General features: G+C 45.4%; 21 protein-coding genes. 13 read left to right on the top strand and 8 right to left on the bottom strand.

From position 1 onward, the window contains the following. Window positions 1-50 precede the first annotated feature (50 nt). The 6 genes from asnS (at window position 51) to H6626_11870 (ending at window position 7,598) form a co-directional block, all read left to right on the top strand. Complete coding sequence (asnS, locus tag H6626_11895) at window positions 51-1,340, top strand: asparagine--tRNA ligase (GenBank protein ID USN46890.1); 1,290 nt, start codon at window positions 51-53, stop codon at window positions 1,338-1,340. A gap of 21 nt (window positions 1,341-1,361) precedes the next feature. Beyond that, window positions 1,362-2,933: an acyl-CoA carboxylase subunit beta gene (locus tag H6626_11890; protein ID USN46889.1), complete on the top strand. Its 1,572-nt coding sequence runs from the start codon at window positions 1,362-1,364 to the stop codon at window positions 2,931-2,933. A gap of 10 nt (window positions 2,934-2,943) precedes the next feature. Continuing rightward, the gene (gene accC / locus H6626_11885; GenBank protein ID USN46888.1) at window positions 2,944-4,440 is read left to right on the top strand and encodes an acetyl-CoA carboxylase biotin carboxylase subunit; all 1,497 of its coding nucleotides are present in this window, start codon (window positions 2,944-2,946) and stop codon (window positions 4,438-4,440) included. A 4-nt stretch (window positions 4,441-4,444) separates the two neighbouring features. Next, on the top strand, window positions 4,445-4,966 hold the full coding sequence (locus H6626_11880) for an acetyl-CoA carboxylase biotin carboxyl carrier protein subunit (GenBank protein USN46887.1): 522 nt from the start codon (window positions 4,445-4,447) through the stop codon (window positions 4,964-4,966). A 4-nt stretch (window positions 4,967-4,970) separates the two neighbouring features. After that, the gene (locus H6626_11875; GenBank protein USN46886.1) at window positions 4,971-6,593 is read left to right on the top strand and encodes a methylmalonyl-CoA mutase; all 1,623 of its coding nucleotides are present in this window, start codon (window positions 4,971-4,973) and stop codon (window positions 6,591-6,593) included. Window positions 6,594-6,881: 288 nt separating this feature from the next. Beyond that, the gene (locus H6626_11870) at window positions 6,882-7,598 is read left to right on the top strand and encodes a transglycosylase SLT domain-containing protein (protein USN46885.1); all 717 of its coding nucleotides are present in this window, start codon (window positions 6,882-6,884) and stop codon (window positions 7,596-7,598) included. Here the strand turns inward: H6626_11870 and tatC are convergent. The 4 genes from tatC to H6626_11850 form a co-directional block, all read right to left on the bottom strand. Beyond that, on the bottom strand, window positions 7,554-8,300 hold the full coding sequence (gene tatC, locus H6626_11865; GenBank protein ID USN46884.1) for a twin-arginine translocase subunit TatC: 747 nt from the start codon (window positions 8,298-8,300) through the stop codon (window positions 7,554-7,556). The two genes, H6626_11870 and tatC, sit on opposite strands and share 45 nt — an antisense overlap. Next, window positions 8,290-8,571: a twin-arginine translocase TatA/TatE family subunit gene (locus H6626_11860; GenBank protein ID USN46883.1), complete on the bottom strand. Its 282-nt coding sequence runs from the start codon at window positions 8,569-8,571 to the stop codon at window positions 8,290-8,292. The genes tatC and H6626_11860 overlap by 11 nt, the downstream gene beginning before the upstream one ends. 11 nt (window positions 8,572-8,582) lie before the next feature. Continuing rightward, window positions 8,583-9,209 carry a hypothetical protein gene (locus H6626_11855; protein USN46882.1) on the bottom strand — a complete coding sequence of 209 codons (627 nt, stop codon included), beginning with the start codon at window positions 9,207-9,209 and terminating at the stop codon, window positions 8,583-8,585. 203 nt (window positions 9,210-9,412) lie between these two features. Then, window positions 9,413-12,016, bottom strand: coding sequence for an insulinase family protein (locus tag H6626_11850; GenBank protein ID USN46881.1), 2,604 nt, complete (start codon window positions 12,014-12,016; stop codon window positions 9,413-9,415). Between the two features lie 17 nt (window positions 12,017-12,033). On the opposite strand from H6626_11850, the gene hemW reads away from it, so the two are divergent. From hemW to lon, 6 genes are all read left to right on the top strand, one after another. Continuing rightward, complete coding sequence (hemW, locus tag H6626_11845; GenBank protein ID USN46880.1) at window positions 12,034-13,194, top strand: radical SAM family heme chaperone HemW; 1,161 nt, start codon at window positions 12,034-12,036, stop codon at window positions 13,192-13,194. 65 nt (window positions 13,195-13,259) lie between these two features. Beyond that, a complete protein-coding gene (grpE, locus tag H6626_11840) occupies window positions 13,260-13,910 on the top strand; it encodes a nucleotide exchange factor GrpE (GenBank protein USN46879.1) in 651 nt (216 codons plus the stop codon). A gap of 12 nt (window positions 13,911-13,922) precedes the next feature. Next, entirely contained in the window at window positions 13,923-14,903 is a 981-nt protein-coding gene (locus H6626_11835; GenBank protein USN46878.1) for a DnaJ domain-containing protein, read from the top strand. Further along, a complete protein-coding gene (locus H6626_11830) occupies window positions 14,900-16,915 on the top strand; it encodes a penicillin-binding protein activator (GenBank protein USN46877.1) in 2,016 nt (671 codons plus the stop codon). The genes H6626_11835 and H6626_11830 overlap by 4 nt, the downstream gene beginning before the upstream one ends. Window positions 16,916-17,065: 150 nt before the next feature. Beyond that, window positions 17,066-17,440, top strand: coding sequence for a TraR/DksA C4-type zinc finger protein (locus H6626_11825; protein USN46876.1), 375 nt, complete (start codon window positions 17,066-17,068; stop codon window positions 17,438-17,440). A 178-nt stretch (window positions 17,441-17,618) separates the two neighbouring features. Beyond that, the gene (lon, locus tag H6626_11820) at window positions 17,619-20,036 is read left to right on the top strand and encodes an endopeptidase La (GenBank protein USN46875.1); all 2,418 of its coding nucleotides are present in this window, start codon (window positions 17,619-17,621) and stop codon (window positions 20,034-20,036) included. A 16-nt stretch (window positions 20,037-20,052) separates the two neighbouring features. Here the strand turns inward: lon and H6626_11815 are convergent, their stop codons facing one another. After that, a complete protein-coding gene (locus H6626_11815) occupies window positions 20,053-20,628 on the bottom strand; it encodes a hypothetical protein (protein USN46874.1) in 576 nt (191 codons plus the stop codon). A 196-nt stretch (window positions 20,629-20,824) separates the two neighbouring features. Between H6626_11815 and H6626_11810 the strand changes: the two genes are divergently transcribed. After that, window positions 20,825-22,033, top strand: coding sequence for a patatin-like phospholipase family protein (locus tag H6626_11810; protein USN46873.1), 1,209 nt, complete (start codon window positions 20,825-20,827; stop codon window positions 22,031-22,033). Between the two features lie 2 nt (window positions 22,034-22,035). On the opposite strand, the gene H6626_11805 is transcribed toward H6626_11810, so the two are convergent. Genes H6626_11805 through nuoL form a run of 3 tightly spaced genes read right to left on the bottom strand, consistent with a single transcriptional unit; the run spans window position 22,036 to window position 26,973 of the window. Then, window positions 22,036-23,523: an NADH-quinone oxidoreductase subunit N gene (locus H6626_11805; GenBank protein USN46872.1), complete on the bottom strand. Its 1,488-nt coding sequence runs from the start codon at window positions 23,521-23,523 to the stop codon at window positions 22,036-22,038. Next, a complete protein-coding gene (locus H6626_11800) occupies window positions 23,524-25,050 on the bottom strand; it encodes an NADH-quinone oxidoreductase subunit M (GenBank protein ID USN46871.1) in 1,527 nt (508 codons plus the stop codon). It abuts the gene before it with no gap. Between the two features lie 3 nt (window positions 25,051-25,053). Further along, entirely contained in the window at window positions 25,054-26,973 is a 1,920-nt protein-coding gene (gene nuoL, locus H6626_11795; protein ID USN49023.1) for an NADH-quinone oxidoreductase subunit L, read from the bottom strand. Window positions 26,974-26,999: the final 26 nt, after the last annotated feature.

The following is a 26,999-nucleotide window of genomic DNA, read 5'->3' as shown; positions in this document are numbered from 1 at the left end:
TATATATGGGCATGTTAGAAAAATGATTTATTAAGAATGGGTAAAATAAAATGCATCAATATATAGCTGATTTAAGCAAACACGTGGGTCAAAAAGTTGAACTCAAGGGTTGGGTCTACAACAGCCGATCTTCGGGCAAGATTAAATTTTTATTGTTACGAGACGGTACTGGACTATGTCAGTGCGTTTATTTTCGTGGCGAATGTGACCCTGAAGCCTTCGAAAAATTTGCCGAGCTTTCTCAAGAATGTAGCGTGCGGGTCACTGGGACTGTTCGGGAAGAAAAGCGCAGTCCCGGCGGATATGAACTCGGCGCTGAGAGCCTTGAAATCATTGGCCCCTCACCTGAGTATCCCATTAGCCCAAAAGAACATGGCGTTGATTTTCTGATGAGCCATCGGCATTTATGGCTAAGATCAAAACGACAACACGCTATCTTGCGGGTCCGCGCTGAAATATCGGCAGCTATTAGAGATTTTTTTGATGGTCGCGGCTTCACACTGACCGATGCGCCGATTTTTACCCCCAGCTCTTGTGAGGGCACTTCCACCTTATTTGAAACCCAATATTTTGACGAAAAGGCTTTTTTATCTCAAAGCGGACAACTTTATATGGAAGCCACTTCTGCGGCCTTTGGTAAGGTTTATTGCTTTGGCCCCACTTTTCGCGCAGAAAAATCTAAAACCAGACGACACCTCATTGAATTTTGGATGGTGGAGCCAGAAGTGGCTTTTGCCGACCTTTATGACAACATGGAATTGGCTGAACAATTTGTAGAATATATCGTCCAGCGGACCATTAAAAACAAAAAAGATGAACTGGCGGTACTTGAACGCGACCTCGGGCCATTAGAAAAAATCAAGGCGCCCTTTCCGCGCGTCCACTATAACGAAGCGGCTCAAATCATTAAAAAAGAAAATCCTGATTTCGTCATTGGCGATGACTTTGGCGGAACAGATGAGACCATCATTAGTTCAAAGTTCGACCGGCCCGTTTTTGTGCACCACTTTCCAACGGCGATCAAAGCCTTTTACATGAAAGAGGATCCCGAAGATTCAAGCTTAAGTTTAAGTTGTGACCTTCTAGCCACCGAAGGCTATGGCGAGATCATCGGCGGCGGCCAACGTGAAGAGCGCATTGATGTGCTCGAAAAGAAAATTGCCGAGCATGGTTTGAATCAAAAAGATTTTGAATGGTTCTTGGATTTAAGACGATATGGGAGTTTCCCCCACTCGGGTTTTGGCCTTGGTTTGGAGCGAACGGTTTCGTGGATATGTGGCTTGTCCCATGTTCGAGAGACAATTCCATTTCCAAGACTTTATGGACGAAACTACCCCTGACCCACCTCTAGGAGAAAAGCAATGAGTGAGACTGAAACTCTGAAAACCACCGCCGATAAACTGATTGATTTTGAACGACGCAATGAGACCGTCTATGAAGGTGGTGGCGCAGATCGAGTTGAAAAACAAAAAGCGGGAGGCCGACTCACTGCTCGTGAGCGACTAGATGTGTTGCTAGATCCTGGCAGCTTTGTGGAACTAGATCGTTTTGTCACCCACCGCTGTCAGAATTTTGGAATGGGCAATAAAAAAATTCCTGGTGATGGCGTTATCACTGGCTATGGAAGAATTAACGGCAAGTTAGTTTATGTGTATAGCCAAGACTTCACCGTGTTTGGCGGCAGTATGTCACGCACCCAAGCCAATAAAATTTGTAAACTTATGGACATGGCCCTAAAAAACGGCGCGCCGGTTATCGGATTGAATGACTCAGGTGGAGCGCGTATTCAAGAGGGTGTGGAATCTTTGGGGGGGTATGCCGATATCTTTTTACGCAATGTCACCTCGTCGGGTGTGGTGCCACAAATCAGCGCTATCATGGGCCCATGTGCAGGGGGCGCTGTTTACAGCCCAAGCCTTACTGATTTTATTTTTATGGTTAAAGACACCAGCTATATGTTTGTAACTGGGCCCGATGTAATTAAGTCAGTGACCCATGAAGAAGTGACTAAAGAAGAGCTGGGCGGTGCTCTCACTCATAATGCTAAGTCGGGAGTGGCTCACTTCGCCACCGAAGACGACCGACATTGTCTGCTGATGATACGAGAACTAATGAGCTTCCTACCCAGCAACAATGTGGATGATGTTCCGGTGATTCCGAGCTCGGACCCACCGGACCGCATTGAGGAATCCCTTAACTCCCTCATCCCTGACAGCTCAAGAAAACCTTACGACATGCACGATCTGATTAGCAAAGTGGTTGATGAGGGTTACTTTTTGGAAGTGCAAAAGCACTATGCCCAAAACATCATTATTGGTTTTGCTCGTTTTAACGGTCGAAGCGTGGGCATTGTCGCCAACCAGCCGCAAGTATTGGCTGGCTGCCTCAACATTGAAGCCAGCATCAAGGGCGCTCGATTTGTGCGCTTTTGTGATGCTTTTAATATTCCTGTAGTTACATTTGAAGACGTACCAGGATTTTTACCTGGCACCGATCAGGAATGGAACGGCATCATCACCCATGGCGCTAAGTTGTTGTACGCCTACGCTGAAGCCACTGTACCAAAAATCACAATCGTCACACGCAAGGCCTACGGCGGCGCCTATGATGTGATGTCTTCTAAGCATATCCGCGGCGATATCAACCTCGCCTATCCCACGGCCGAAATTGCCGTGATGGGAGCGGAGGGCGCTGTGAATATCATTTTTAGAAACGAGATCAACACGGCTAAAGATGTGGAGGCCGAAAGAAAAAGGCTCATTGACAACTATGAAAGTCAGTTTGCTAACCCTTATGTGGCTGCTGAACTAGGTTATATTGACGAGGTCATTGAGCCTGCAATGACCCGTAAACGCATCATTGATTCTCTAGAGATGTTAAAAAATAAAAAAGACATTAACCCGCCCAAAAAGCACGGCAATATTCCGTTATAGGGAGAGCGAGATGTTTAAAAAATTATTGGTAGCTAACCGGGGCGAAATTGCCATAAGAGTCATTCGGGCCTGTCGAACCCTTGGTATTCAAACCGTAGCCGTATATAGCGACGCCGATCGAAACAGTTTGCATGTGATGTTGGCCGATGAGGCCTACCACATCGGGCCCGCACCCTCAGCTGAATCCTATCTAAACATTGATAAAATTATTGAGGTGGCAAAGGCCTCCGGATCTGAAGTGGTTCACCCGGGATATGGGTTTCTCAGTGAAGTGGAAGACTTCGCCAAGCGCTTGAAGGCCGAGGGTCTCGTATTTGTTGGTCCCGAGCCCGAACAAATTAGAAAAATGGGCGACAAGTTGGGGGCGCGCGAATTTATGCGTGCTGCTGGAGTGCCAATTGTGCCCGGATCCGACGCTGTCCAGTCTGTGGATGAGGCAAAAGCCGAGGCCGAACGAATTGGATATCCGATTATTCTTAAGGCCTCCGCTGGCGGCGGCGGAAAAGGCATCCGAGTGGTTGAAGAGCCCAAAGAGCTTGCCAGTGCCTTTCGTGCCTGCCAAAGCGAAGGACTCAACTATTTTAAAGACGATCGCGTATTCTTAGAGCGCTTTATCACCAACCCTAAGCATATTGAAATTCAAGTGTTCGGCGATAAGCACGGCAACGCTGTTCATCTTTTTGAAAGAGAATGCTCCGTTCAGCGGCGCCACCAAAAACTCATTGAGGAAGCTCCCAGCGTGTCTGTACCCGAAGAGGTCAGAGCGGCCATGGGCGAAGTGGCTGTGCAGGCCACAAAAGCACTGAAGTACGTGGGCGCCGGAACCATTGAGTTTATTTTCGATAATGCCACAAAGGAGTACTTTTTCATGGAGATGAACACTCGCCTGCAAGTGGAGCATCCCATTACCGAACTTATTACTGGCATTGATCTTGTCCACGAACAGTTGAGAGTGGCCGCCGGAATGCCACTGTCTGTCGCCCAAGAAGACATCGAAAAACATGGACACGCCATTGAACTACGAATCTGCACAGAAGATCCATTAACTTTTGCTCCTTGTCCGGGAAAGATTCGCCGCTGCCGCTTGCCGCAGGGTCCGTTTGTCCGAGTGGATAGCTACGTCTATCCCGGCTATGAAGTCCCAATTTATTATGACCCGATGGTTGCAAAGTTGATTGCCTGGGGACACGATCGAAATGAATGTATACGTCGACTTCAACAAGCCCTGGCTGAGTTCATGTTGACCGGAGTGAAAAGCAACATCGTCTTGCACAAAAACATTTTAGCTCATCCCATGTTTTTAGATGGATCTTACACCACTCAGTTTATTGACAATGAGCTGAAGGGCAAAAAACACAAAGAACTTTTTATGTTTGTAGATGAAAATGTCTTTCTCATTGCAGCTGCAATTGAGGCCTACAATCAAAGCCGACACAAGGATGTTTCCCAGTACAAAGTCTCTAGCCGCTGGAAAAACTTAAGTCGCTTTCAACAACTAAGGGTGTGAACACATGTACTTTCAAGCCGAAACCAATAATAAAAAGTACGAGATCACTGTTAATGAGACCAAAAGCTCCTGGAAAGTGGGCATTAAGCCTGAAAACCATGACTGGGTTCACTATGATATCTCTAAGCAGGATTACCAATACTTAGATCAAACTATCAGTTTTATTTTTAATAACAGTTCTTATCTTGTAGATGTGGTTAATAACGGGCTTGACCATACCGTTTACACTCGGGGCTCTTTCCGTACTGTTATGATTTACAATGAAGAGCGTCTTCTTCATGAAAGCTTAAAAGCCGGGGCTAATTTTGGTGGGTCAGATAACCTCACTTCTGGCATGCCTGGAAAAATCGTGAAGGTTTTTGTTGAAGAAGGCCAAGAGGTTAAAGCCGATGAGCCCTTACTCATTATGGAAGCCATGAAAATGGAAAACGAAATGCGTGCAAGCCATGACTTGGTGATAGATAAAATTCATGTATCGCCTGGCCAAAACGTTGAAGGCGGCGCTCTGCTAATTTCATTTAGGTAATCTTATGAGTAAAGATTCGGCAGAAAAATCAAGCCTCAGAAAGAAAAGATTTACCAACTCGAGTCACATTGATCTCAAGCCTTTCTACACGCCGGCAGATTGGACCGCTGATTCTTCTTATGTAACGTCAATTGGTGAACCTGGTTTATTCCCCTACACCCGCGGAGTTCAAGAAACCATGTACCGGGGTCGCCTATGGACCATGCGACAATACGCTGGCTTTGGGTCGGCCTCGGAAAGTAATAAACGCTATCGAATGTTGTTAAAAAAGGGGACCACAGGCCTCAGTGTGGCCTTCGATCTCCCCACTCAGATGGGGTATGACTCGGATCACATCATGGCCACTGGCGAAGTGGGCAAAGTGGGTGTGGCCATCAGCTCCATTGAAGACATGGAAATACTGCTCAAGGATATTCCCCTCGAGCAGGTCTCCACCTCGATGACAATCAACTCCACCGCTTCCATATTGCTTGCCTTCTATATTGCCGTGGCTGAGAGAAAAGGCGTATCCAAAGACCAGCTACGGGGGACGATTCAAAATGACCTTTTAAAGGAATATATCGCCCGCGGCACGTACATTTATCCCCCAAAGCCATCCATGCGAATCATCACTGATATTTTTGACTACTGCACAAAAGAAGTCCCGGGTTGGAACACCATAAGTATTTCTGGCTACCATATTCGAGAAGCCGGGGCCACCGCCGCTCAAGAATTAGCTTTTACTTTGGCAAATGGAATCACGTACGTGGAAGCCGCTATGAAGCGGGGTCTGGACGTGAACAAGTTCGGACGTCGTTTGAGTTTCTTTTTTAATGTTCACAATAATTTTTTCGAAGAAATCGCCAAGTTTCGGGCCGCTCGTAGAATGTGGGCTCACATTATGAAAGACCGCTTCGGTGCCACTGACGAAAAAGCCATGACACTGCGATTTCACACGCAGACTGCCGGCGTCAGCCTGACTGCCCAGCAGCCAGAAAACAATATTGCCCGTGTGACAACTCAAGCGCTCGCTGCCGTATTGGGCGGAACCCAAAGTCTTCACACAAACTCTATGGACGAGGCTCTCGGGCTACCCACTGAGAAAGCCGCCACCATTGCATTAAGAACTCAACAAATTATTGCCTTCGAGTCGGGCGTTGCCGATGTTATTGATCCCCTTGCCGGATCTTTTTATGTGGAAAATATGACCAATGAACTTGAAAAGAGAGCCCTAGAATATATCGACCGAATTGAATCCATGGGGGGCGTGGTTTCTTGCATTGAAAGTGGGTTTATTCAAAATGAAATTCAAAATTCCGCTTATCAGTTTCAAAAAGACGTAGAAAGTAAAGATCAGATCATTGTTGGAGTGAATAGCTTTATTCAACAGTCTGAAAGTGAGCCAGAAATTCTTAAAATTTCAGAAGAAGTGGTCCGCGAACAAATTGAACGGTTAAGGGTTTTCAAAGGCAAAAGAAACCCCTCTGAAATTGACCGACACTTACAACTGATAAAAAAATCGGCCCAAACGGACCAAAACCTAATGCCAATCATTGTAGACGCAGTAAAGGCTGATGTGACATTAGGTGAAGTGAGCGACACTCTCAGATCTGTATTTGGGCGATTCAAAGAAACAATCACCATTTAGACTTGCTTTTAAACAGGGTCCCTGCCAAAAGGCTAAGGCCAAGGGGGAGCGGTCCCGCGCGCAGGGCTGGCGCTTTTGGCCGCATGTCGTCTTCGGATTGCGTCACCCTTCGGGTGCCGCAACCCGGATACGCCATGCACAACGCGAACGCCCTGCGCGCGGGACCGCTCCCCCTTGGCCTTAGCCTTTTGGCAGGGTTCTCGGCAATTCACTGGTCGAATGACTGATTCTCTTTTGGGGCCAGTAGGAAATCTAATTTTGGATCCGTAATATGGAGTTGTGAAAAAAATGAACTCTAAAAAATCTAAACGCCGGTTTCGAATCACTACGTTCAGAATATTTCTGATGGCTTCATTCTTAGCATTTATTGCTAACGGCTTTTATCAGGTCTGGCAAAAACCGGCGGAAGTGTTTAGCCTTGTTGGTCTTGGCCAGGCAAAGACTCCCTACCAAACCTGGGTCACCTATAAAGATCAGTTTCACGCTTATGAAACGCCAACCATCTCTGCAGAGCTTTTGGCTTCGTTGGCACATATTGAAAGTAATGGCAATCCACTGGCTACTCCCGGGTGGACTTTTCGATTGAGCTCTAATTGGGATCAGGTCTTTGCGCCCGCCACATCTGCTGTTGGTCTTTTTCAATTCACTAATGGCACTTTTGAAATGGCAAAACAATGGTGCGATCAATCTCCACAGTGTCCCTCAAGTTGGTTTTATAGTCGGCTTTGGCCTGAGCACTCAATCCGGCTTGCGGCTAATTACTTAAATCGAAGCCTTAGAGAAGTTTTGCCACTTTCTAACATGGAGCTGCCCGAACAAGTGAAACAACAAGTGGTTGGCATTATTCATCTGTGTGGCAAAGGCAAGGGCCTAAAGTTTGTACGCTCTGGATTTTCACTTGATACTGTTGGATATTGTGGTGCTCACAATGCTCGGTCATATGTTAACCAGCTGCACTCTTTAAACCGTCAGTTTATCAGGATCGCGGCCAAAAATTCGTACTAGTATCACAGACATTTCATACAAAAAAACCATGGGGATCATCATTAGGCCCATGCTTATTACATCTGGCGGAGTGAACATTGCTGATGCCACCGCCAATATCACTATGGCGTAGCGACGCTTCTCTGACAAAAATTTGTGATCCACCACTCCCATTATCCCTAATATGGTCAAAATCAATGGCAACTCAAACACCAACCCAAATACCAATGTGGTAGTGGTCACAAAAGAAATGTAATTCATAATATCAAAGGTCGCCTGATCTTTTGCGCCTATCAAGCTCATAAAAAAACCAAAGGCCTGGCTGTAAACGACAAAGTAGACAAACGCCACACCCGAAACAAACAACAGAGTACCAAATGATATAAAAAACAACGCGTACCGTTTTTCTTCTTTGTATAGTGCGGGAGCTATAAATCTCCATACCTGGTGCAACCAAAAAGGAGAACTAATAATGATACCCGATAAAAGCGATAATTTTATCCTCACCATAAATGGATCTATCACGCCTAAATAATTAAGCCCCTTCCCTTCGGGCAAGTAGGGTTCGATAGGCATTCGAACAATATCAATGAGCTTATCGCTGACAATCCATGACAAGATAAAGCCAATCAAAATAAAAATCATGGCCCACTTGAGACATTCTTTGAGTTCTCTCAGGTGCTCTATCAACCCTTGTTCTTTATCCTGGGACTCACGACTCATTTTCACTTCCACTATCTGACGGTGAGTCTAAGGTTTCGTTCTTTGTGACCTGATCTAGTTGGTTCTGCACTTCCGCCTGACTCTTCGAAATTAACTGATTGGTGTTTTTCTTGAAATCATCAAAGGGCTTTGAAAAATCACCCGTGGCCCTTTTGAATTCATTTAAAATGCTGGCGAGCTTGCGAGCCGCCTCAGGCAAACGGTCAGGTCCAATAACGAACAATGCTAGAACGGCGAGAACTAATAGCTCCCCAAAACCAAAGTTAAACATGGTCTCATTATTTATTGGTCCGAGGTTTTTTTCAAGTCCACACTGGGCAACAGGCCTTTTTCCAGCAACTGCTCTTCTGCGAGCTTAGATCCCGTCAAGAGATACCTATCGTACAGCCTTAAAAGGTCTTTGTTGTTTTGGACCAGTGCTTTTTGGCTGATGTAGGTTAAAACATCCACGTAATCCATAAAACGCTTTGAAAATTCTTTAAAGACCATGGCGTAATTGTCTTCTAGTGTGTGGTGGGCCAAGGTCCCATAGGCCGACCCACCGATTTCGGCATAGTAGTCGATATCCACTAATTTGCGCTGCAAAGAGTCCCCGAAAAACCCACTGACGTATAGTGCTGTATCACCCAAGCGCTTGAGAAGCTCACGTTTTTTGTTGGACTCCGAGTTGGCTGCTGTCAAATACATCTCTGCCAACGTTGAAGGCTGTCGATCTTTATCTGCTTCGGATCGATCATAAAGATTTTCAGTGAGAACATAAAAGTCCAATAAATCCACAAGGTACAGCTTGACCATTGGATATGTCTGAATTTTTCTGTGGCCTAGGGCATCTGACACCATTTCCGTAAAAAATTCTTTTGTGGAAATCATCAGCTGAGATTCACCCGGTTGGCCTGCACGGCTTGTCATTTTAGTCTCCCAAACAGCGTCCTAATAGAACAACGGCATTTCTCCACTTTATTTTAACAAAAACAGCAGGAAAACTTGGGCCATGGTCACTATGACCCGTCTAAGGACCTAATATCCAGACCTTATTGTCTCGGTTTGATACAGAACTATGCCTTTATCTTATTTGAGGCATAAGTGACCGTTTAAATTAGTCGGCCCTTCTATCAAATGGGATTTTCAGGGCCTACTACACTTATAACAGACGGTTGACTAAAAATAGACTGAGCCAACTTCTGAATTTGAGATGCGGTCACATCGGCAATGCGTTCTGTGAACCTGAAAGTCTCATCGTATGGCAAACCATAGATATCATCGAACAAAATAGATGAACCCACGGAAGTGGTCTTTTGTAGCGCTATGTCGTGGCGACCAATCAAATACCTTTTTGCTCTATCAATTTCTTCCTCAGAAACTTTCTGTTGGCAAAGTTTATCAAACTCCGCTTGCATCATAGAAAGGGCCTTCTTTCCCTTTTCAGGAGAGCATCCGATGTATGCTCCAAAATAACCAGCATCTATGCCATCCAATCGCAAGGGCGAAACACTATACGCCAATGAGGCCTTGTCTCGAAGTTCTATAAATAGGCGCCCTCCTTGCCCAGACAAAATCGATTGCAATACTTCTAAGATATAACGGTTAGGGTCAGAAAAGGTCAGGCCCTTATAGCCCATGATAATATGGGACTGCTCTTTATTGCTGGATTCAAATAGATGTATCGGCTTAGACGGCCCGGTAAAAACGAAACTCTTTTCCTGCCTAGATCCTTTGGGCAAGCTCGAAGTTAACTTGTTAAGTCGATCCACCCAGGGATCAATCTCAAAATCTCCCACGATCACCAGGTTCATGTTTTTCGAACAACGCATTTTTTCTAGATGATGCCGCAGCCTTGTTTCATTCAGATTTTGAATTGTGTCTTCTTGCCCATGGGGATCGCTGCTATAGGGATGCCCGTCAAACATAACCTTAGAAAAGGCCAATATAGCCAGCTGGGCTGGATTATCTTTTCTGTTTTTTAGGTATTCCAACATATACATTTTTTCGCGTTCTATAATTTCAGGAGAAAGCAGTGGGCTCGACAATGTTTGGGAGAACAGATCAAACACCTCCTCTGCCATTGGCCGGAGAGAAGTCATATACATGCCTGCTGTGTTCCGCCCCGAAAAGGCATTCAAACGTGCCGCTAAACTTTCAACCCTATGATGAAGCTCCGTTTCACTAATTCCATTTGCTCCTGCGGGCCAAACTCTTGAAAGCAACTCATTCACACCATTGTCGCTAGCATTCTCTATACGCATCCCGCCCAAGAAACCACAACGAAGGCTTACAACTGGCGTGTCTTTCACTCGCCTCACCACGAGTTGTCCACCAGAATCCAACTTTATCTTGCGAGTCTCAACGGGCTCAAATTGATCCATCTTCCAAGCAATTCGTCGCTTTTTTACCTTTAAAGGCTTAAGTGGCTTTGAGTTTTTGGCGCTATTAAATATTTCAATGTATTTCTTCGAAAAAGCTGTAAGCTCTTTTTTTGCTCTAAGTTCGTCTTTTGGTGTTGAGACTATAAGAGTGAGACTTTCAGGGCGAAGGTATTTTTTTGCCACCTTTTGCAGATCTTTTTCGGTAATAGAAGATACATTACGAATAAAATCTTTGAATTGCTTGTAATCCTGAAACAAGTGCTCGTAACTTCCAAATATTTGGGCCATACCATCTACAGTTTCCATTCCATAGTATTGGTCGCTCTCTACATTGGTGATCGCCTTTTGGAGTTCTTCTTGATTTACAGAGTCCGTTAATATTAGTTTTAATTGTTGGCCAATTTCTTCAAGAGTGGCGGCGAGATTGTCGAAATTGAGCGAAGACGAAATTACAAAAAAACCACGGTCCATCGGGGTGTATGTGCTTGAGGTACAGTAGTTTGTGAGGTGGTTTTCAATACGAAGTTTACGCATCAATCTTGAGCTGTCCCCCTGCCCCAGTATCATGGCTAAAACATCAAGTGCTGGTATGTCCTGATGTGTCCCCTTGGGGATGGGCCAAGCTATGTGTAAGAAAGTCTCTTCGAATTCTCCTTTTTTAGTTAGAATTCTTGGGCGATCCTGTTTGGGCTCAGCTATTCTCTTTATTTTCTTGAGCGGATAAGAAACGAAGCTACCGAAATTTTCTTTTACTTTCTGCTTCATTTCTTTGTTGTCGAAGTCTCCCACCACGATCAAGGTCATGTTCTCTGGAACGTACCTTCTGTGAAAGTAGTTCACCATGGTCTTGCGGCTGACCGTTTTAATAACTGATTCTTTACCAATGACTGGGAGACCGTAGGGGTGTTTTTTGTAAATTGTAGAAAACAACATTCGACTCACCTGACGATGGGGACTGTCATTGGATCGCTTAATTTCCTCGAGCACAACCTCACGCTCGTTGTCGATTTCAGACTCTATAAAAGCCGGAAAACCCATCATTTGGCTGATAACATCTAATCCTGTATCTACAAATTGTTTAGATATGGTTACGTGAAAGACGGTTTGATCAAAAGAGGTATAGGCATTGAGTTCGCCTCCAGCCCCTTCCACTTGCTGGGCGATTTGGCCCACCTGATACTTCTCCGTGCCCTTAAAAACCAGATGTTCGATAAAGTGACTGATCCCCTCTTCGCCCTTGAGCTCGTCAGCGCTACCCGTTTTCACCCACATTTGTACAGATACCACCGGGGATTTGTGACTCTCCACAAGAAGCACCGTCAGACCGTTTTTTAATTGATATTTTACCGCCATAGTCTAATTAGCTCCCTATGAGTTTTGGCATTTATGTTCATATCCCATACTGTGTGCAACGCTGCCACTATTGCGACTTTGCCACCTTCACGAGGGAACAAGCTCCCCCGATGTCTCAATATCTCCAATGGATACTCACTGAGATTCGAAGCCGGCATGGGGGCATTCCCAAATCCACTGTGACAAGCATTTATTTTGGCGGAGGAACTCCCAGCCTTTTTCCGCCAGAATACATTCTATCTATAGTCAGTGAACTTGCCAATGTGGGCTTTCGTTTTGACCACGAAATTGAAATCACTATTGAAATCAACCCTGCGACAATCACCGAAGAAACTCTGGACATATACAAAAAGGGAGGCGTGAATCGATACAGCGTTGGCGCCCAATCCTTTAATGATCGTTTGTTAGAAAGCTGCGGTCGCATTCATTCTGCTGACGACACCCGCAACACCCTGCAATTATTGACAGATAACCATCTCAATTTTTCCTTTGACCTTTTGTTTGCGCTACCGGGCCAAAGTCTAGAAGATCTGCGAGTTGATCTTAATGAAGTGGCCTTGTTTTCTCCACCCCATCTAAGCACCTATTGCCTGACTGTGCCCAGCGGACATCCCATGTCAAAAGGGCGGCCGCTAGAAGATCACCAAATCCAGATGTTTGCGGAGATCGAATCCCACCTTGGCCAAATTGGTTTGCATAAATATGAAATCTCAAACTTTTCAAAACCTGGACAACAGTCACGGCACAATTGGCTCTATTGGACTAACCAGCCCTACTGGGGCATTGGACTAAGTGCTCACTCATACTTGCCGCATAGTGGCAATGGTGTCCGCTTTTGGAATCCTCCGACCTTTCACGGCTACCAAGCTCAAATCTCCTGTGACATCGATGAATGGGGTTACATGTGCTTGCCAGAAAACCAATATGAGGAACTTTCAGAGCGAGAGGCCGCCATCGACTACTGTTATACCCATCTAAGGACCAGCCACGGAATTGCGGAGTCCACTCTGCTCGGGCGATTTTCGCAAGCCCTTATCGACCCTGTTTTTCAACAACTTCAACAGCTCCAACAAGAGGGTTTGGTAATTTATAAGCCTGACAGCGGCCATTGGCGGCTCACACCTCAGGGGGAGATGGTTAACAATCAAGTGCTCTCTCAAATTGTTATGGCTATTTGACTTTGCGCTCTTTCGCTTCATATTTAGGATGTTTCTACGTACAATTGCGTCTTTAGGAGATTCATGTGACCGGAAATAATAATAACGGCAACAAACGAAATGATGCGAAAAGTCATGAATTGTTTGATGCCTCCCCAGACGACATTGAAATCGTTGGAGATGACAACGGCGACGAATCTGCGCCCCAAGAGGCCTCTGCGCAGAAACACCGTGCCGGCTCCCAAAATTCCGACTTAGAAGCACTTAACGAGCAGCTCAATAAAATAAAGGGTGAATACCTTTATTTGCGAGCTGACTTTGATAACTACAGAAAGCAGGCCATTAAGGAGCGCTCCGACCTCGTTAAGTATGGTGCCGAAAGATTTGTCGTCGACCTATTAGAAGTGGTGGACAATTTTGATCGGGCCCTCACTACAGAAGTGAATTCTGAAAACTATGAAAGCTTTAAACAGGGGATGGAAATGATCGCCTCTGAACTGAGCTCCGTTTTGGATCGTCATGGCGTGGAAGCTATTTCTAGCAAGGGACAGCCTTTTGACCCCAACGTGCATGAAGCATTGAGCAGCGAGCCCACAAAATCTTTTCCACCTGGTCACGTCACGCAAGAAATTAAAAAGGCCTACCAGTTGCACAACAAATTAATTCGCCCCGCTCAAGTCGTGGTTGCCACCGAAGTTTCAGCAGGTAGTCACCCCACCGAGGACGAATCCGAATAAGGGGATATTGGCTTGTCTAAACAGGACTATTATTCAGTTTTAGGACTTACTCGCACGGCCAAGCAGGACGAAATTAAAAAGGCCTATCGCAAATTGGCCCTTCTATATCACCCTGATAAAAACCCTGGCGACAAGGCGGCTGAGGACCAATTTAAAAAAGTCAGTGAAGCTTATGACGTGCTCAGTAATGAAAAAAAACGCCAAATGTATGACCAATTTGGCTTTGCCGGACAACAGGCACCCGGTGCCCGCGGACAAGACCCTTTTGGTGGCGCTAGTCCATTTGGTTTTGGTGGATTTGGTGCGCGGGGCACCACGACCGAATCGGCCCAGGATATTTTCAATGAATTTTTTGGTGACATTTTTTCTTCCTCCCGGCGTCGCCGAGAACCCATTAAAGAAAAAGGAGCAGACCTTCGCTATACTTTGACAATTACATATGAAGAAGCTGCTACAGGTTGTGAAAAGCCGATCCGATTTGTTCGAAACAAAAATAATAAAAGTGACGTGGCCTCTCTCTCAATTTCGGTGCCCGCGGGCGTCCGGCACGGCCAACGGCTGAAACTGCGCGGAGAAGGCGAAAGTGGCGTTCAAGGCGGAGACGATGGTGATCTTTTTGTTATCGTAAACCTTGTTGAACACCCCATATTTAGAAGACGTGACAACGATTTAATTATGGAACTTCCCATTTCATTTGTTGATGCCATTTTGGGAACAGAGGTGGAGATCCCCACATTGATCGGGAAAGCCAAATTGAAAATACCTGCTCGCACTCAGCCCGGTCAGACTTTCCGACTAAAAAACAAAGGCTTTCCTGCACTGGGCAAGTCTCCGCAAGGTGATATGCTTGTGAAAATCATAGTCGACGTCCCTCAGGATTTAACGCCCGAGCAGATGGATTTAATTAAAAAACTGTCCAGTGTTTCGAAAAATTCACCACTAGTACAAGAGTTTTCAGAAAAAATGGACAAAGTATTAAAGGCTCGAAAATGACAAGACCGCATCGGCTATTTTTTTATTTCACAAGTGTTGTATTGGTGGCCCTCTCGGCCACTTCATGTTCGAGCCTCCAACGAAAATCCGAGCCCAAAGCCGCACCTCCCAATTTAAAAAAGGAATTTTCGCAAATCGAAATCGATATCGCTGCAGGCGCAAAGACAAAAGCATTGAATCGACTGCAAACCTTGGTAGAAAAATATCCCGAAACTGACCTGGCCGATGATGCCCACATCAAGATGGCGGATATCTACTACGAATCTGGCAACTACTCGCAGGCCTATAACTCCTATATGTCTGTAGTTAACTCACAATTTTTCAGCCCACGTGAAGTCGACGCGCTGCTTGGAGCCGCAAAAAGCCTGACAAAATTGGGCCGCTATGATGAAGCCCTCAGTGTGACCCATCAGGGACTGGACTTTAAGAACATTGGCCTCGACCTCCGCCTGGACTTACACCTCCTGCAATACACAATAACCAATCAATTGGGAGATCGCATTGATTCATTGAAATCAATGGTTTTTATCGCTGAAAATGCGCCTGCTGAAAAAACGAGGCAGTCGTTTCGAATCAGGGCTTCTGATTTTGTATCGTCACAACTCAATGATGACGAATTGAAAGTGGTAGCCAATGACTCCTATTTCAAGACCGTACAACCCTACGCTATATATAAAGTGGGATTGACCCTCTTTGAGCAACGTGATTATCGGGGAGCCAGAAATTATTTCGAAACTCTTGTAGAGATCAGTCCAGAATCAGACCTCGGTCGACGGGCTGGTGAATTGATTGCACAAATCGAGGCTCGTAGAAAAGTGGAACCTCGAACTATTGGTGCCATTCTACCTCTTTCTGGACGACATGCCAATGTGGGATACCGAACTCTTAAGGGCCTGCAGTTAGGACTCGGAGTTTACGGCAGAGAGCGCTCGGACTTCAAACTGGCAGTGATTGACAGCGAAAGTAACCCTGACATAGCCAGACGAGCGGTTGAACGTCTAGTGACTGAGGATCACGTGATCGCTATTGTAGGTAGCCTCTTGACTAAGACATCTGTTGCTGTTGCCGCAAAATGCGATGAACTGGGCGTTCCCAACATTGCTTTGTCACAAAAATCTGGCCTCACTGATGTGGGTGAATACATTTTTAGAAATGCATTAACATCACAGGCCCAGGTTCGAGAGTTGGTGAGTTCAGCCATGAACCAACATAACATTAAAAAGTTTGCGGTACTTTATCCAAATGACAGCTATGGCGTAGAGTACACGAATCTTTTTTGGCAAGAAGTCTTGTCAAGAGGGGGACAAATAACAGCAGCCCAGTCTTATCCACCCAAAGAGACAGACTTTCGAACATACATTGAACGGATGGTGGGCACCTTTTATATTGAAGAGCGTGCTGATGAGTATCGACTTCTTTATTCTGATTGGGTTGAAAAACTCGGCCCTGGTTATTTGAGCCGTTTTCAAAAATCGGGACGAATGAGTCAACGCATGGAGCCCCCTGAGGAACTTCTAGCTCCAATAATAGACTTCGATGCCTTGTTTGTACCTGATGGCACTAAGGCGGTAGGCCAAATTGCGGCTATGTTGAAAGTATTAGAGGTCAATAATGTGAAACTCTTGGGCACAAACTTGTGGAATTCTCCCTCTCTGGTAAAGCGTGGCCAGTCTCTGGTTGAAGGCGCACTGTTTGTGGATGGGTTACTGGACTCGGATAAGGAGTTTCGCCAATCTCGGTTTTTCACAAGTTTTCAGGCGAATTTTGGCTCAGCCCCAGGAATTTTTGAAGTACAGGCGTATGATGCCGGGCTTATCCTTAGACAGCTTATCGCAGGCGGGGTCACTACCCGGTCTGACTTGAGGGAGAATTTGATGAATTTGCAGAAGTTTTCTGGCTCCCTGGGTTCTATCAATGCTCAATCAAACCGAGAGCTCGACCGACCTCTGTTCGCCCTTACAGTGAAAGAGGGACAAATCACTCGCTCTACCGATCCCGCGCAAAGCAAGTAAAACCCCATTTAAATCAGCCGCTTAGAAATGGTGTAAATAATAATTTAACCATTTCTTAATGCTAAAAAGTCCTATTCTCACCTGGGCGTATGGGGGGCCATCAATCAATGGTCCAGTCCAGATTCAAATTAGACGTGTTAGGGGGGATACATGACACTCACATCTGGGGTAATTGAAATGTGTAAAGAAAAGCTAATTACCGAAAAAGAGACATTACTCAATCAATACCAGGCTGATCGCCATAATTTTCAAGGTCGCGATGTCGGAAAAGATGAAGCCGATTTGTCAGTACAGGTGTTAGAGGAGCATCAGTTTCTTGCAGCCCAGCGAAGACTGCGCCACCAATTGCTCGAAATCGAAACGGCCTTGGCCCGCATTGCTGCCGGAACCTACGGCATTTGCGAAGAAACCGAAGAACCCATAGAGGTAGAACGGCTTCTTGCCCTGCCAGCCACTCGGCTAAGTATAGAGGGGGCTGAAATTCGTGAGCAGTTGCAAAAACGTTTTGCTTCGACCATTGGCTAGGCGGACAGGAGCACCTGACTCAGCGCACTTAGGTGCCTTAGGACCTGAAAAACAATAATCAAGGACAATTCAGGACCTTTAAAACGAAGTTTTTATTAAAGCTCGCAGTCTCTTTGCCGAAGAGTTGTTAAGAAATCAGTACCAGCTGGTGTTGGATTTCTGTAGCAGCGGAGGCAATATGAGTTTCGACGACAAGATCATTGATATACCGGAAACACTACCCCTACTTCCCGTTCGTGACACCGTGGTTTTTCCCTATATGGTTCTTTCACTTTATGTAGGACGCGAATCGTCCATAAGAGCTGTAGAAGAAGCGCTTTCAAAAAAACGGCTCATCTTTTTAGCTTCTCAACGAGAAATCACCGAAGAGAATCCTTCCCCTGAATCAATTTATAATGTCGGCACCATCGCAATGATCATGCGCATGCGAAAACTCAACGATGGGCGCGTGAAAATATTTATTCAAGGCATTGCAAAAGGTGAAATCAAAAACTTTTCTAAAACCGAACCCAACTTTGAAGTAGCGATAGACAAAATAGATGATTCTGCCAATCAGCCCTCTATGATTGAAGTTGAGGCTATGATTCGAAATGCCAAAGAACATCTTGAAAAAATAATTGCTCTTGGTCGCATGCTTTCTCCAGATATCCTTTTAGTATTAGACGACGTATCGGACCCAGGCCGGCTTGCAGACCTTATCGCTAGCAATCTCGGGTTAAAAGTTCCTGACGCCCAACGTGTCCTTGAAACGCTTGATCCGAAACAACGACTGGCACTAGTCAATGATATCTTGGCTAACGAGCTTGAAGTTCTTCAAATGCAGGCACGCATTAGAAATACCGCAAAAGACGAGATGTCGAAAAGCCAACGCGAATATTTCTTGCGCGAACAAATGCGAGCCATAAAAAATGAGCTCGGAGATAATGACTCAAAAACCGAAGATATAGATGAAGTGCGTGATAAGATTTTGAAAGCGGGCATGCCCGAGGAAGTTCAAAAAGAAGCCGTCAAGCAGCTCAGCCGCTTAGAAAAAATGCACCCTGATGCAAGTGAAGCATCTATGGTACGCACATACCTTGACTGGCTAGTTGACCTACCCTGGAATGTGAAAAGTGAAGACAATTTAGATCTCGGTCGAGCCATAGATATTCTCAATGAAGACCACTATGACCTTCACAAAGTAAAAGACAGAATTCTTGAGTTTTTAGCAGTACGCAAGCTAAAGAAGAAAAACCTCCGCGGGCCGATTTTATGTTTTGCTGGACCTCCAGGCGTTGGTAAAACCTCTTTAGGAAAAAGCATTGCCAAAGCCATGGGTCGATCCTATCAAAGATTATCCCTAGGCGGCGTGAAAGACGAAGCTGAGATTCGAGGGCACAGAAGAACTTACGTTGGTGCCATGCCAGGTAAAGTTATTCAGTCAATAAAGGCAGCAAAGTCAAACAACCCTGTCATCGTTCTCGACGAGATCGACAAATTGGGCTCAGATTTTCGCGGTGACCCAAGCGCTGCTATGCTCGAGGTTCTTGATCCTGAGCAAAACTCTAAATTTAGAGATAACTACCTAAATGTTGATTTCGATCTAAGTAATGTACTTTTTATCGCCACTGCGAACGTTATTGATAATATTCCGGCCGCCCTCAGAGATCGTATGGAGCTCATCAATATCTCTGGCTATACGGAAAACGACAAACTGTTGATTTCAAAAAAGCATGTTATAGAGCGACAGCTTGAGAATAATGGTATTTTGCCTGAACACGCTGAATTCACAGATGAAGGCCTTCATTATCTAATTTCTCACTATACTCGAGAAGCGGGATTACGAAACCTTGAGCGTGAAATAGGGTCCATTTGCAGAAAAATTGCCAAAAGAGTAGTAGATGGTCGCACTGAAAAAGTGACCATAGATAAAGACCGCGTGGTCGAATTTTTGGGTGCCCCCCGATTTCTTCGTGATGAAAAACTGAAAGACGATCGTGTGGGAATCACAACGGGCTTGGCATGGACTCAAGCTGGTGGAGAAATCCTTTACGTGGAAGCCCTGAAAATGAAAGGCAAGGGTGGTTTAAAGCTGACAGGACAGCTCGGCGAAGTGATGAAAGAATCCGCTCAGGCGGCAATGTCTTATGCTAGAGCCCATTCTTCTGAACTTGATATTCCTGAAGATTGGTTTGAAAACTGGGAAGTTCATATTCACCTACCTGCCGGTGCCATTCCAAAAGATGGTCCATCTGCGGGAATCACCATGGCAACAGCATTGATTAGCTTAATGACTGATTCACCAGTAAAGCGGGATTTTGCAATGACTGGTGAAGTGACGCTGACTGGCCGAGTTTTACCCGTGGGCGGAATTAAAGAAAAGGCACTGGCGGCCCTAAATCACGGTGTTAAAAATGTGATTGTTCCTTTGGCCAATCAAAAAGATGTGAACGAAATACCGGAACAATTCAAAAAGGAATTAAACTTTGTTTACGTTGAAAATGTAGATGAGGTTTTTGCGGTGGCCTTTGACAAGAAAACCATCAAAAAGCCGTCTACTGGCGCCAAAGGTGGCAAAAAAGGCAAGTTCCCAAGAGTCGCTCAAGGTGCTGCTTAATCAAATGATCTTCGACCTAGGTATTGGATTCAATATCTAGGTCACCCAGCTGCCCCAACCAGCTATCAATGGGTGCAGCTTCAGTGACATTCGTTTTTAACCGATCATTTTCGGCCTCAAGAACGCGGACCAGAGTTTTTAGATCCGCCACTTCTTCTTTGAGCTGCAAAATCTGCTCTTCTTTTTCTTGGAGAATCAAAGCGTAGGCCCGCTTCAACTCTGCCAACAACTCACTTGCTGTTGCTGACATTGTCGTATCGGGCCGAGCTTGTTCTTGGCCCCTCTCCTCAACAAATGATGCAGCAAAGTCTGCTGTCATTGGTCGGGAGGGGCCCATATCATTGACTGATTGGGTCAATGCTTCGGCGGATACTCTATGGCTACTTGTCGGGGCAGCACTCTTAGCCTCACGTGTCAACTTTAGGGACTTCAGCGGCTTGGATTGCAGGTAGTACTTTCCATCACGCAAATCGTAGTCAATTTTTTCTGACTTAATTCGCCTACGCAATGTGGATACGCTCACTTTGTATCTACTTGAATACTCAGTAAGACTTAACCACTTCTCCTCTGCCACGTCTAAGGCCTCCTTCATTGACTACTCAACTCTACCACAGGAACCTTTGCTGTAAAGCCAGTTTTTGTTGGGACTAGACGAGATGCTAGTCTAGAACTGGGTGGTCAAACTCTGCCTACTCATGGTCAATGGAGCTGACTATTCACTGATAACCCTTCATATCCAGTCAGGTTTTGCCTAGCCACAGTAGTCAACTTATTCTAATATCCTGCCTATGCGAATTGCGGATAAAAAGCGACTGGGGTTAGTGTTAAGTGGTGGAGGGGTAAAAGCCGCTGCATTTCACATTGGCGTATGCATGGCCCTTCGAGAGAAGGGTTTTGAATTCGCAGGGGGATCTAAGGAAAATGTGGAGAAAAATTTCCCCTACGATTCGATGACTTTTAAGACCTACGTCGGGTCCAGTGCCGGCTCGGTTATTGTTTCTTTCTTAGCCTCAGGCTACAACGTTGATGCCATCGTTGATGCGTTCACCCAGGGCGCAGGACTGGGTGGGCCATTTAAAAACAGAAATCATGAGTCCTCGCCGGGTCATCTTCGGCCCATCAGCTACCGCGATATTTTTGCACTCAATCTAGATGCAGCGCAACCAAGCAAACTTTTAAAAAACCTCGTGAGAAAAAGACCCTTTGTCAGCGGTGGGCTTGAAGCCTTGTTAAAACAAGCATTTAAGGTCAATGGCCTGTTTTCAGCTCGCAATCTTGAAAAATACCTCCGTGAGAATGTTGTTCGGGAAAACTCCTTTGATTCTCTAGGGGTAGACCTGTTCATCATCGCCACACAGTTAAATCATTCTAGGAAGGTAATCTTCGGAAGTTTCCCCGAAACGGTCCGAAATGACGAAGTGAAGTACGCCAATTATGCCAGCATTAGTCAGGCCGCTGCGGCCTCAGCGAGTCTTCCACCTTTTTTTGCGCCCCTGGGGATTGAAAATCAAAAGGGCAAAGAGATTCACTTTTTTGATGGCGAAATACGTGACACTCTCTCTACTCACGTTGCGTCGGATCATGGGTGTGATTTGGTCATCGCCTCCTACTCCATTCAGCCCTACCACTACAACAAAGAGGTGGGTTCTTTGCATGAATATGGAATGCCCATTATCTTTAACCAAGCCTTGTACCAGCTTGTGCAGCAAAAAATCGATTCTCATATCAAGTATAAAAAAGAAGTGGGTAAACTGATTAATGCCGTCGATGGCTATTTGAAACAGATTGATATCGAAGACAAGCACCGCGAAAAACTTCTGGATATATTAATCACGCGAACGAAATTTAAACCCAACGTGGATTACATATACATTCATCCCAGCCCGCAAGACTACGAGATGTTTTTCGCCGATCACTTTAGTTTAAATGCTAAAATCCTGCAGAAGATTGTTCGTACAGGATTTAAATCCGCTATGACGGTTTTGCGAAGATACTAGATTCAAAACAACTGTTGAACTGATCGGTAGATGTATTGAAATACGGGCTCAACGATCAACCCTCCCACTAAGACAAGGGCTGCGGAAAAGGCGATAGAAAATTGAGTGAGTCCGTTTTGCGGTCTGAGGCTCACTTCATCCGATTCTTTCATGTACATCACCACCACTGGGCGCAGGTAGTAATAAACACTGATTACTGAGCTTAAAACTCCCCAGAAGGCTAACCAATAAAGACCCTGCTTCACGGCGGCTGAAAAAATATAGAACTTTCCGAAAAACCCTATCGTTGGAGGAATGCCCGCCAGACTCAACATAAAGATCGTAATAAAAATAGCTGTCCATGGTCGCTGGTAGGCCAACCCTTTGATGTCATCTATCACTACTCTTTTGTCGTATTTCGTTTCAAACAATGAAATGGCACCAAACGCACCCAATGTCATTATTGTGTATGCCACTGCATAGTAAATAACTCCCGTGGCGCCCAACACACTTGATCCACCAATTCCAGCTGCAATCATTGCCACCATTATGTAACCAGAATGAGCCACACTCGAGTAAGCCAACATTCTTTTGAATGAGGTCTGAACCACTGCAGCTATATTGCCCACCATCATCGTAATCGCCGCCAACCACTGTAGTGCATCAACCAAAGTTTCTGCCCTCACACCTTGCAAAGGATTTGTAGTAATTAGCCGGAGGAACGCCACAAAACTTACCACCTTCACTGACGTAGCCATAAACCCCGTCAACGTGGTCGGCGCTCCTTCATACACATCTGGCGCCCATGAGTGAAAGGGCGCAATAGCGACCTTAAAACAAAAACCTAAAATGGTCAGAACCATCCCCATCAAAAACAATCGACTGTATGAAATTAGCTCTACAGCCTGTGTTCTGATCACTGGCAGCTGCACACTGCCCACCGTTCCATAAATAAAGGCCACACCGTACAAGAAAATTGCTGAAGCAAAACTACCTAAAATAAAATATTTAAATGCAGCTTCTTTCGATAGCTTTTCTTCTTGGCTTAAAGCAATCAAGATGTAAAGGCAGAGCGACATCAGCTCTATACTAATAAACACCATGATTAAGTCGCTGGCCCAAGCCAACAACAACATTCCAATAGCAGCATTCATCATCAGAAAAACTTTTTCTGAAAACTGATGGTCACACATTGCATAGCTCTCTCGAGAGTACAGAAGCGTCAAAAATAAAGAGGCCAGCACCACCAGAGATCCTACAGTTCCCACCCCGTCAAAGACGAGCGAACCACTAAAAGCCGTAACAGACTCAGATAAAACCCGTGGCGCACTGGCAACTACAAAAATAGCCGCGCCTATAACGCCCGCCAGCCCGTACACCAAAGTCATATTGGGGTTTGGCTCACGATTTCCACCCAACACTTTTATCGTCAGCGGCACTATACTCAGCAAAAACAAAACCACTAAGGGAGAAACCAAGACCAAATCAGAAAGCCCAAAACTAAATTCCATCTACTTGTCCTCCGCCACTTTAAGCTCTAGTGAATAATTGTGACGATTTTTAACGAGATTATCCACGCTCGATTTAGTGATATCTAAAAAGTGATTCGGATAGACTCCCATCCAGAAAATCATTAAAACCAATGGCGCCATCACTAAGATCTCTCTCAAATTCACATCTAAAGAAGCCCCTGACTTCTTCACCAACTCACCAGCTTCTCCAAAAAAGACTCTCTTCACCATCCAGAGCATGTACGCCGCACCTAGCACCACCCCAAGAACAGCTAAAATGGCGTAGGGTTTGCTGGCCATAAATGTCCCCATCAAAATTAAATACTCTCCGACAAACCCATTTGTCAGGGGAACCGCAATACTCGACAAAGTGACGATGATAAACAGTATGGTAAAAATCGGAGCGGCTACGGCTAATCCTCCGTATCGACTGATTTCCCTTGAATGGGTTCTGTCATAGATCATACCGACAAGCAGAAACAGAGCACCCGTACTGATGCCGTGGTTTAACATTTGATATAAACCACCTGTTATTCCATAAGCATTGAGCGCAAACATTCCCAATATCACGTAACCCATGTGAGATACCGATGAATAGGCCACCAGCTTTTTCATGTCTGGCTGAACCATTGCCACCAACGCACCATAAATAATGCCAAATGCACCGATCAAAAGAAATAACCATGACCAATGCTCTACGGCTTGCGGAAATAACGGTATAGCAAACCGTAAAAATCCATAGGTACCCATTTTCAGCATCACTCCAGCTAGAATAACTGAACCTGGCGTTGGTGCCTCCACGTGGGCATCCGGCAGCCACGTATGAAACGGAAAGACCGGAACTTTAATGGCGAAAGCCAAGGCGAATCCAAAAAATAGTAGTGTTTGAGTGCTAAAAAATTCCCCACCAACAAAGGGAATTTTAAGCTGATAAAAGTGCAGCAGATCTGCACTTAGCCCCACTTCAGGCATCTGCTCAGCAACCATAAACATCATGGCGATAATGGACACCAACATAAAGAGGGAGCCAAGCATAGTATAGATGAAAAACTTAACTGTGGCATAAATTCGCCGAGGGCCGCCCCAAATTCCAATCATAAAATACATGGGAATCAACGCTGCCTCGAAAAACACATAAAACACCACCGCGTCCAACGCGAGAAATGTTCCAATCATAGTGGTTTCAAGAAACAACAATGCCGCATGAAAACCGCTGATTTGTTTAGTTATGCCCGTCCAGCTACCCAACACCACCAATGGCGTTAAAAAGGTTGTTAAAAGCACCAGCCATATGGAGATTCCATCGAGCCCGACAAAGTACGAGATTCCAACTGAGGGTATCCATTCATATCGTTCAGCCAATTGTATGGCCGCCGTCGACGGATCATACGTTCCTAACAAGACCAAACTGGCGACAAAAACACCTGCTGAACCGACAAGGCTCACCCAACGCACCAGCTTTTCATTGGGCAAAACTAATACTATCAATGCCAATATTGCCGGTAAAAAAATCAAACTTGTTAACATGGATTACCCCGCAAAAAACACAAACATGATTGTTGCCACGACGCCGAGTGCAACCAACATGGCGTACTGCTGCATATTTCCAGTTTGCAACGACTTCAATCCTGTTGCCGAACTCTTAACCAATTCACTCGCACTGTAAGTGAGCTTGTCTACAAAATTCACGTCTATATAGAGCCACAAGTTTTTACCCAAATCGACTATTGGGTTAATGATTCTAGCAAAGTAAAATTCATCCACCCAATATTTGTTAGAAACCCACTGATGGACCTTTCCAAAATGCGATACGAGTTCTTTTGGTTTTTCAGGATATAAAACATAAAGATAATAGGCCGAAAGTGCTGATACTGCCGCTAAGGATACCGAGATTCCCATTAGAATAAATTCTAATGCCTCTGATGAGTGTAAAAGACTAATGGGTGCCACACTGGTTTTGAGCCATTCTTCTAATACATGCGGCATATGTCCTGGCAAGTAGTGGAGAATCGCGTGGGGAATTCCCACCCATCCACCAACTACAGATAAGATCGCCAGCACAATTAGTGGCAATGTCATCACAAGCGGCGACTCGTGCGGCTTTGTTCCCTCAGGCACTCGACTTTTACCCCAGAACACGAGCGCCATCAGACGAGTCATATAGAACGCGGTTAGGGCTGCAGTGACTAATCCAACAAACCATAAAATCTTGCTGCCGTATTGGCTACTGTAGGTAAACCAAAGGATTTCATCTTTACTAAAAAAACCAGCAAAGGGCGGCAAACCAATAATCGCCACCCATCCCGCCATAAACGTCCAGTAGGTAATGGGCATTTTCTTACGTAAACCACCCATCTTTCGCATATCCTGTTCTTCATGCATGGCATGAATCACACTACCTGACCCTAAAAACATTAGAGCTTTAAAAAATGCATGGGTCATAAGGTGAAACATCGCGGGCATAAAGGCACCTACACCTACAGCCAAAAACATGTACCCCAACTGAGAAACCGTCGAATAGGCCAACACTTTTTTAATATCCCATTGGGTCATACCTATGGTCGCCGCAAAAAACGCCGTTAGTGCTCCAATGATGGCAATTACCAGCATCGCATTCGGGGCCATAATAAACACGCCGTTCATTCGAACAATCATGTACACCCCCGCGGTCACCATTGTAGCTGCATGAATTAAAGCAGAAACCGGGGTTGGGCCAGCCATCGCATCGGGCAGCCACACATAAAGAGGGATTTGAGCAGACTTTCCGGCAGCACCCACAAATAAAAACAAACAGGCTATGGTAATTGGCCCCGTCCACAGGGCCTCAGCTACGCTCGGCATCCTACCGGCAAGCTCTGCAAAATTAACCGTACCAAAGGTCATAAATAGCAAGAATATACCTAGCAAAAACCCAGCATCACCTATTCTATTGGTGATAAATGCCTTCATACCCGCTGCGGCCTTCTCTTTGTCTGTGAACCAGAAGCCAATAAGCAAGTAGGAACAAAGGCCAACGCCCTCCCATCCTACAAACATCACCAATAGGTTGTCGCCCAACACAAGTAGCAACATGTTAAACAAAAATAAGTTGAGGTAAGCGAAATACTTAGTGGGCCTTTCGTCATGGGACATATATCCAATGCTAAAAAGATGGATAAGAGCTCCTACCCCAGTAATGACCAAAACCATAATGGCGCTAATTTGATCCAATAAAAACGCTGCCCGCGCTTCAAACTGTCCCACAGCCATCCAGCTAAAATAGTCTGCCTTAAGGACGCGCTCGCCACCTGGCAGACCCACAAGCTTTAATACCAACGATGCCGCTGTGACAAAAGAGATCAGCGCTGCTACGGTGGCCACCGACCCTGCCAACTTATAATTCGCACTCCTATATCGCAGTCCGTTGATTAAAAATCCCACCAGGGGCGACAAGATCAAAATGCCAAACATCAGTTTTTCTTGCATGAAAATTTCCT

This window comes from Pseudobdellovibrionaceae bacterium (assembly GCA_023898385.1).
In the GTDB taxonomy this organism is placed as follows: domain Bacteria; phylum Bdellovibrionota; class Bdellovibrionia; order Bdellovibrionales; family UBA1609.
This window is presented reverse-complemented; position numbering and strand designations above follow the sequence as displayed.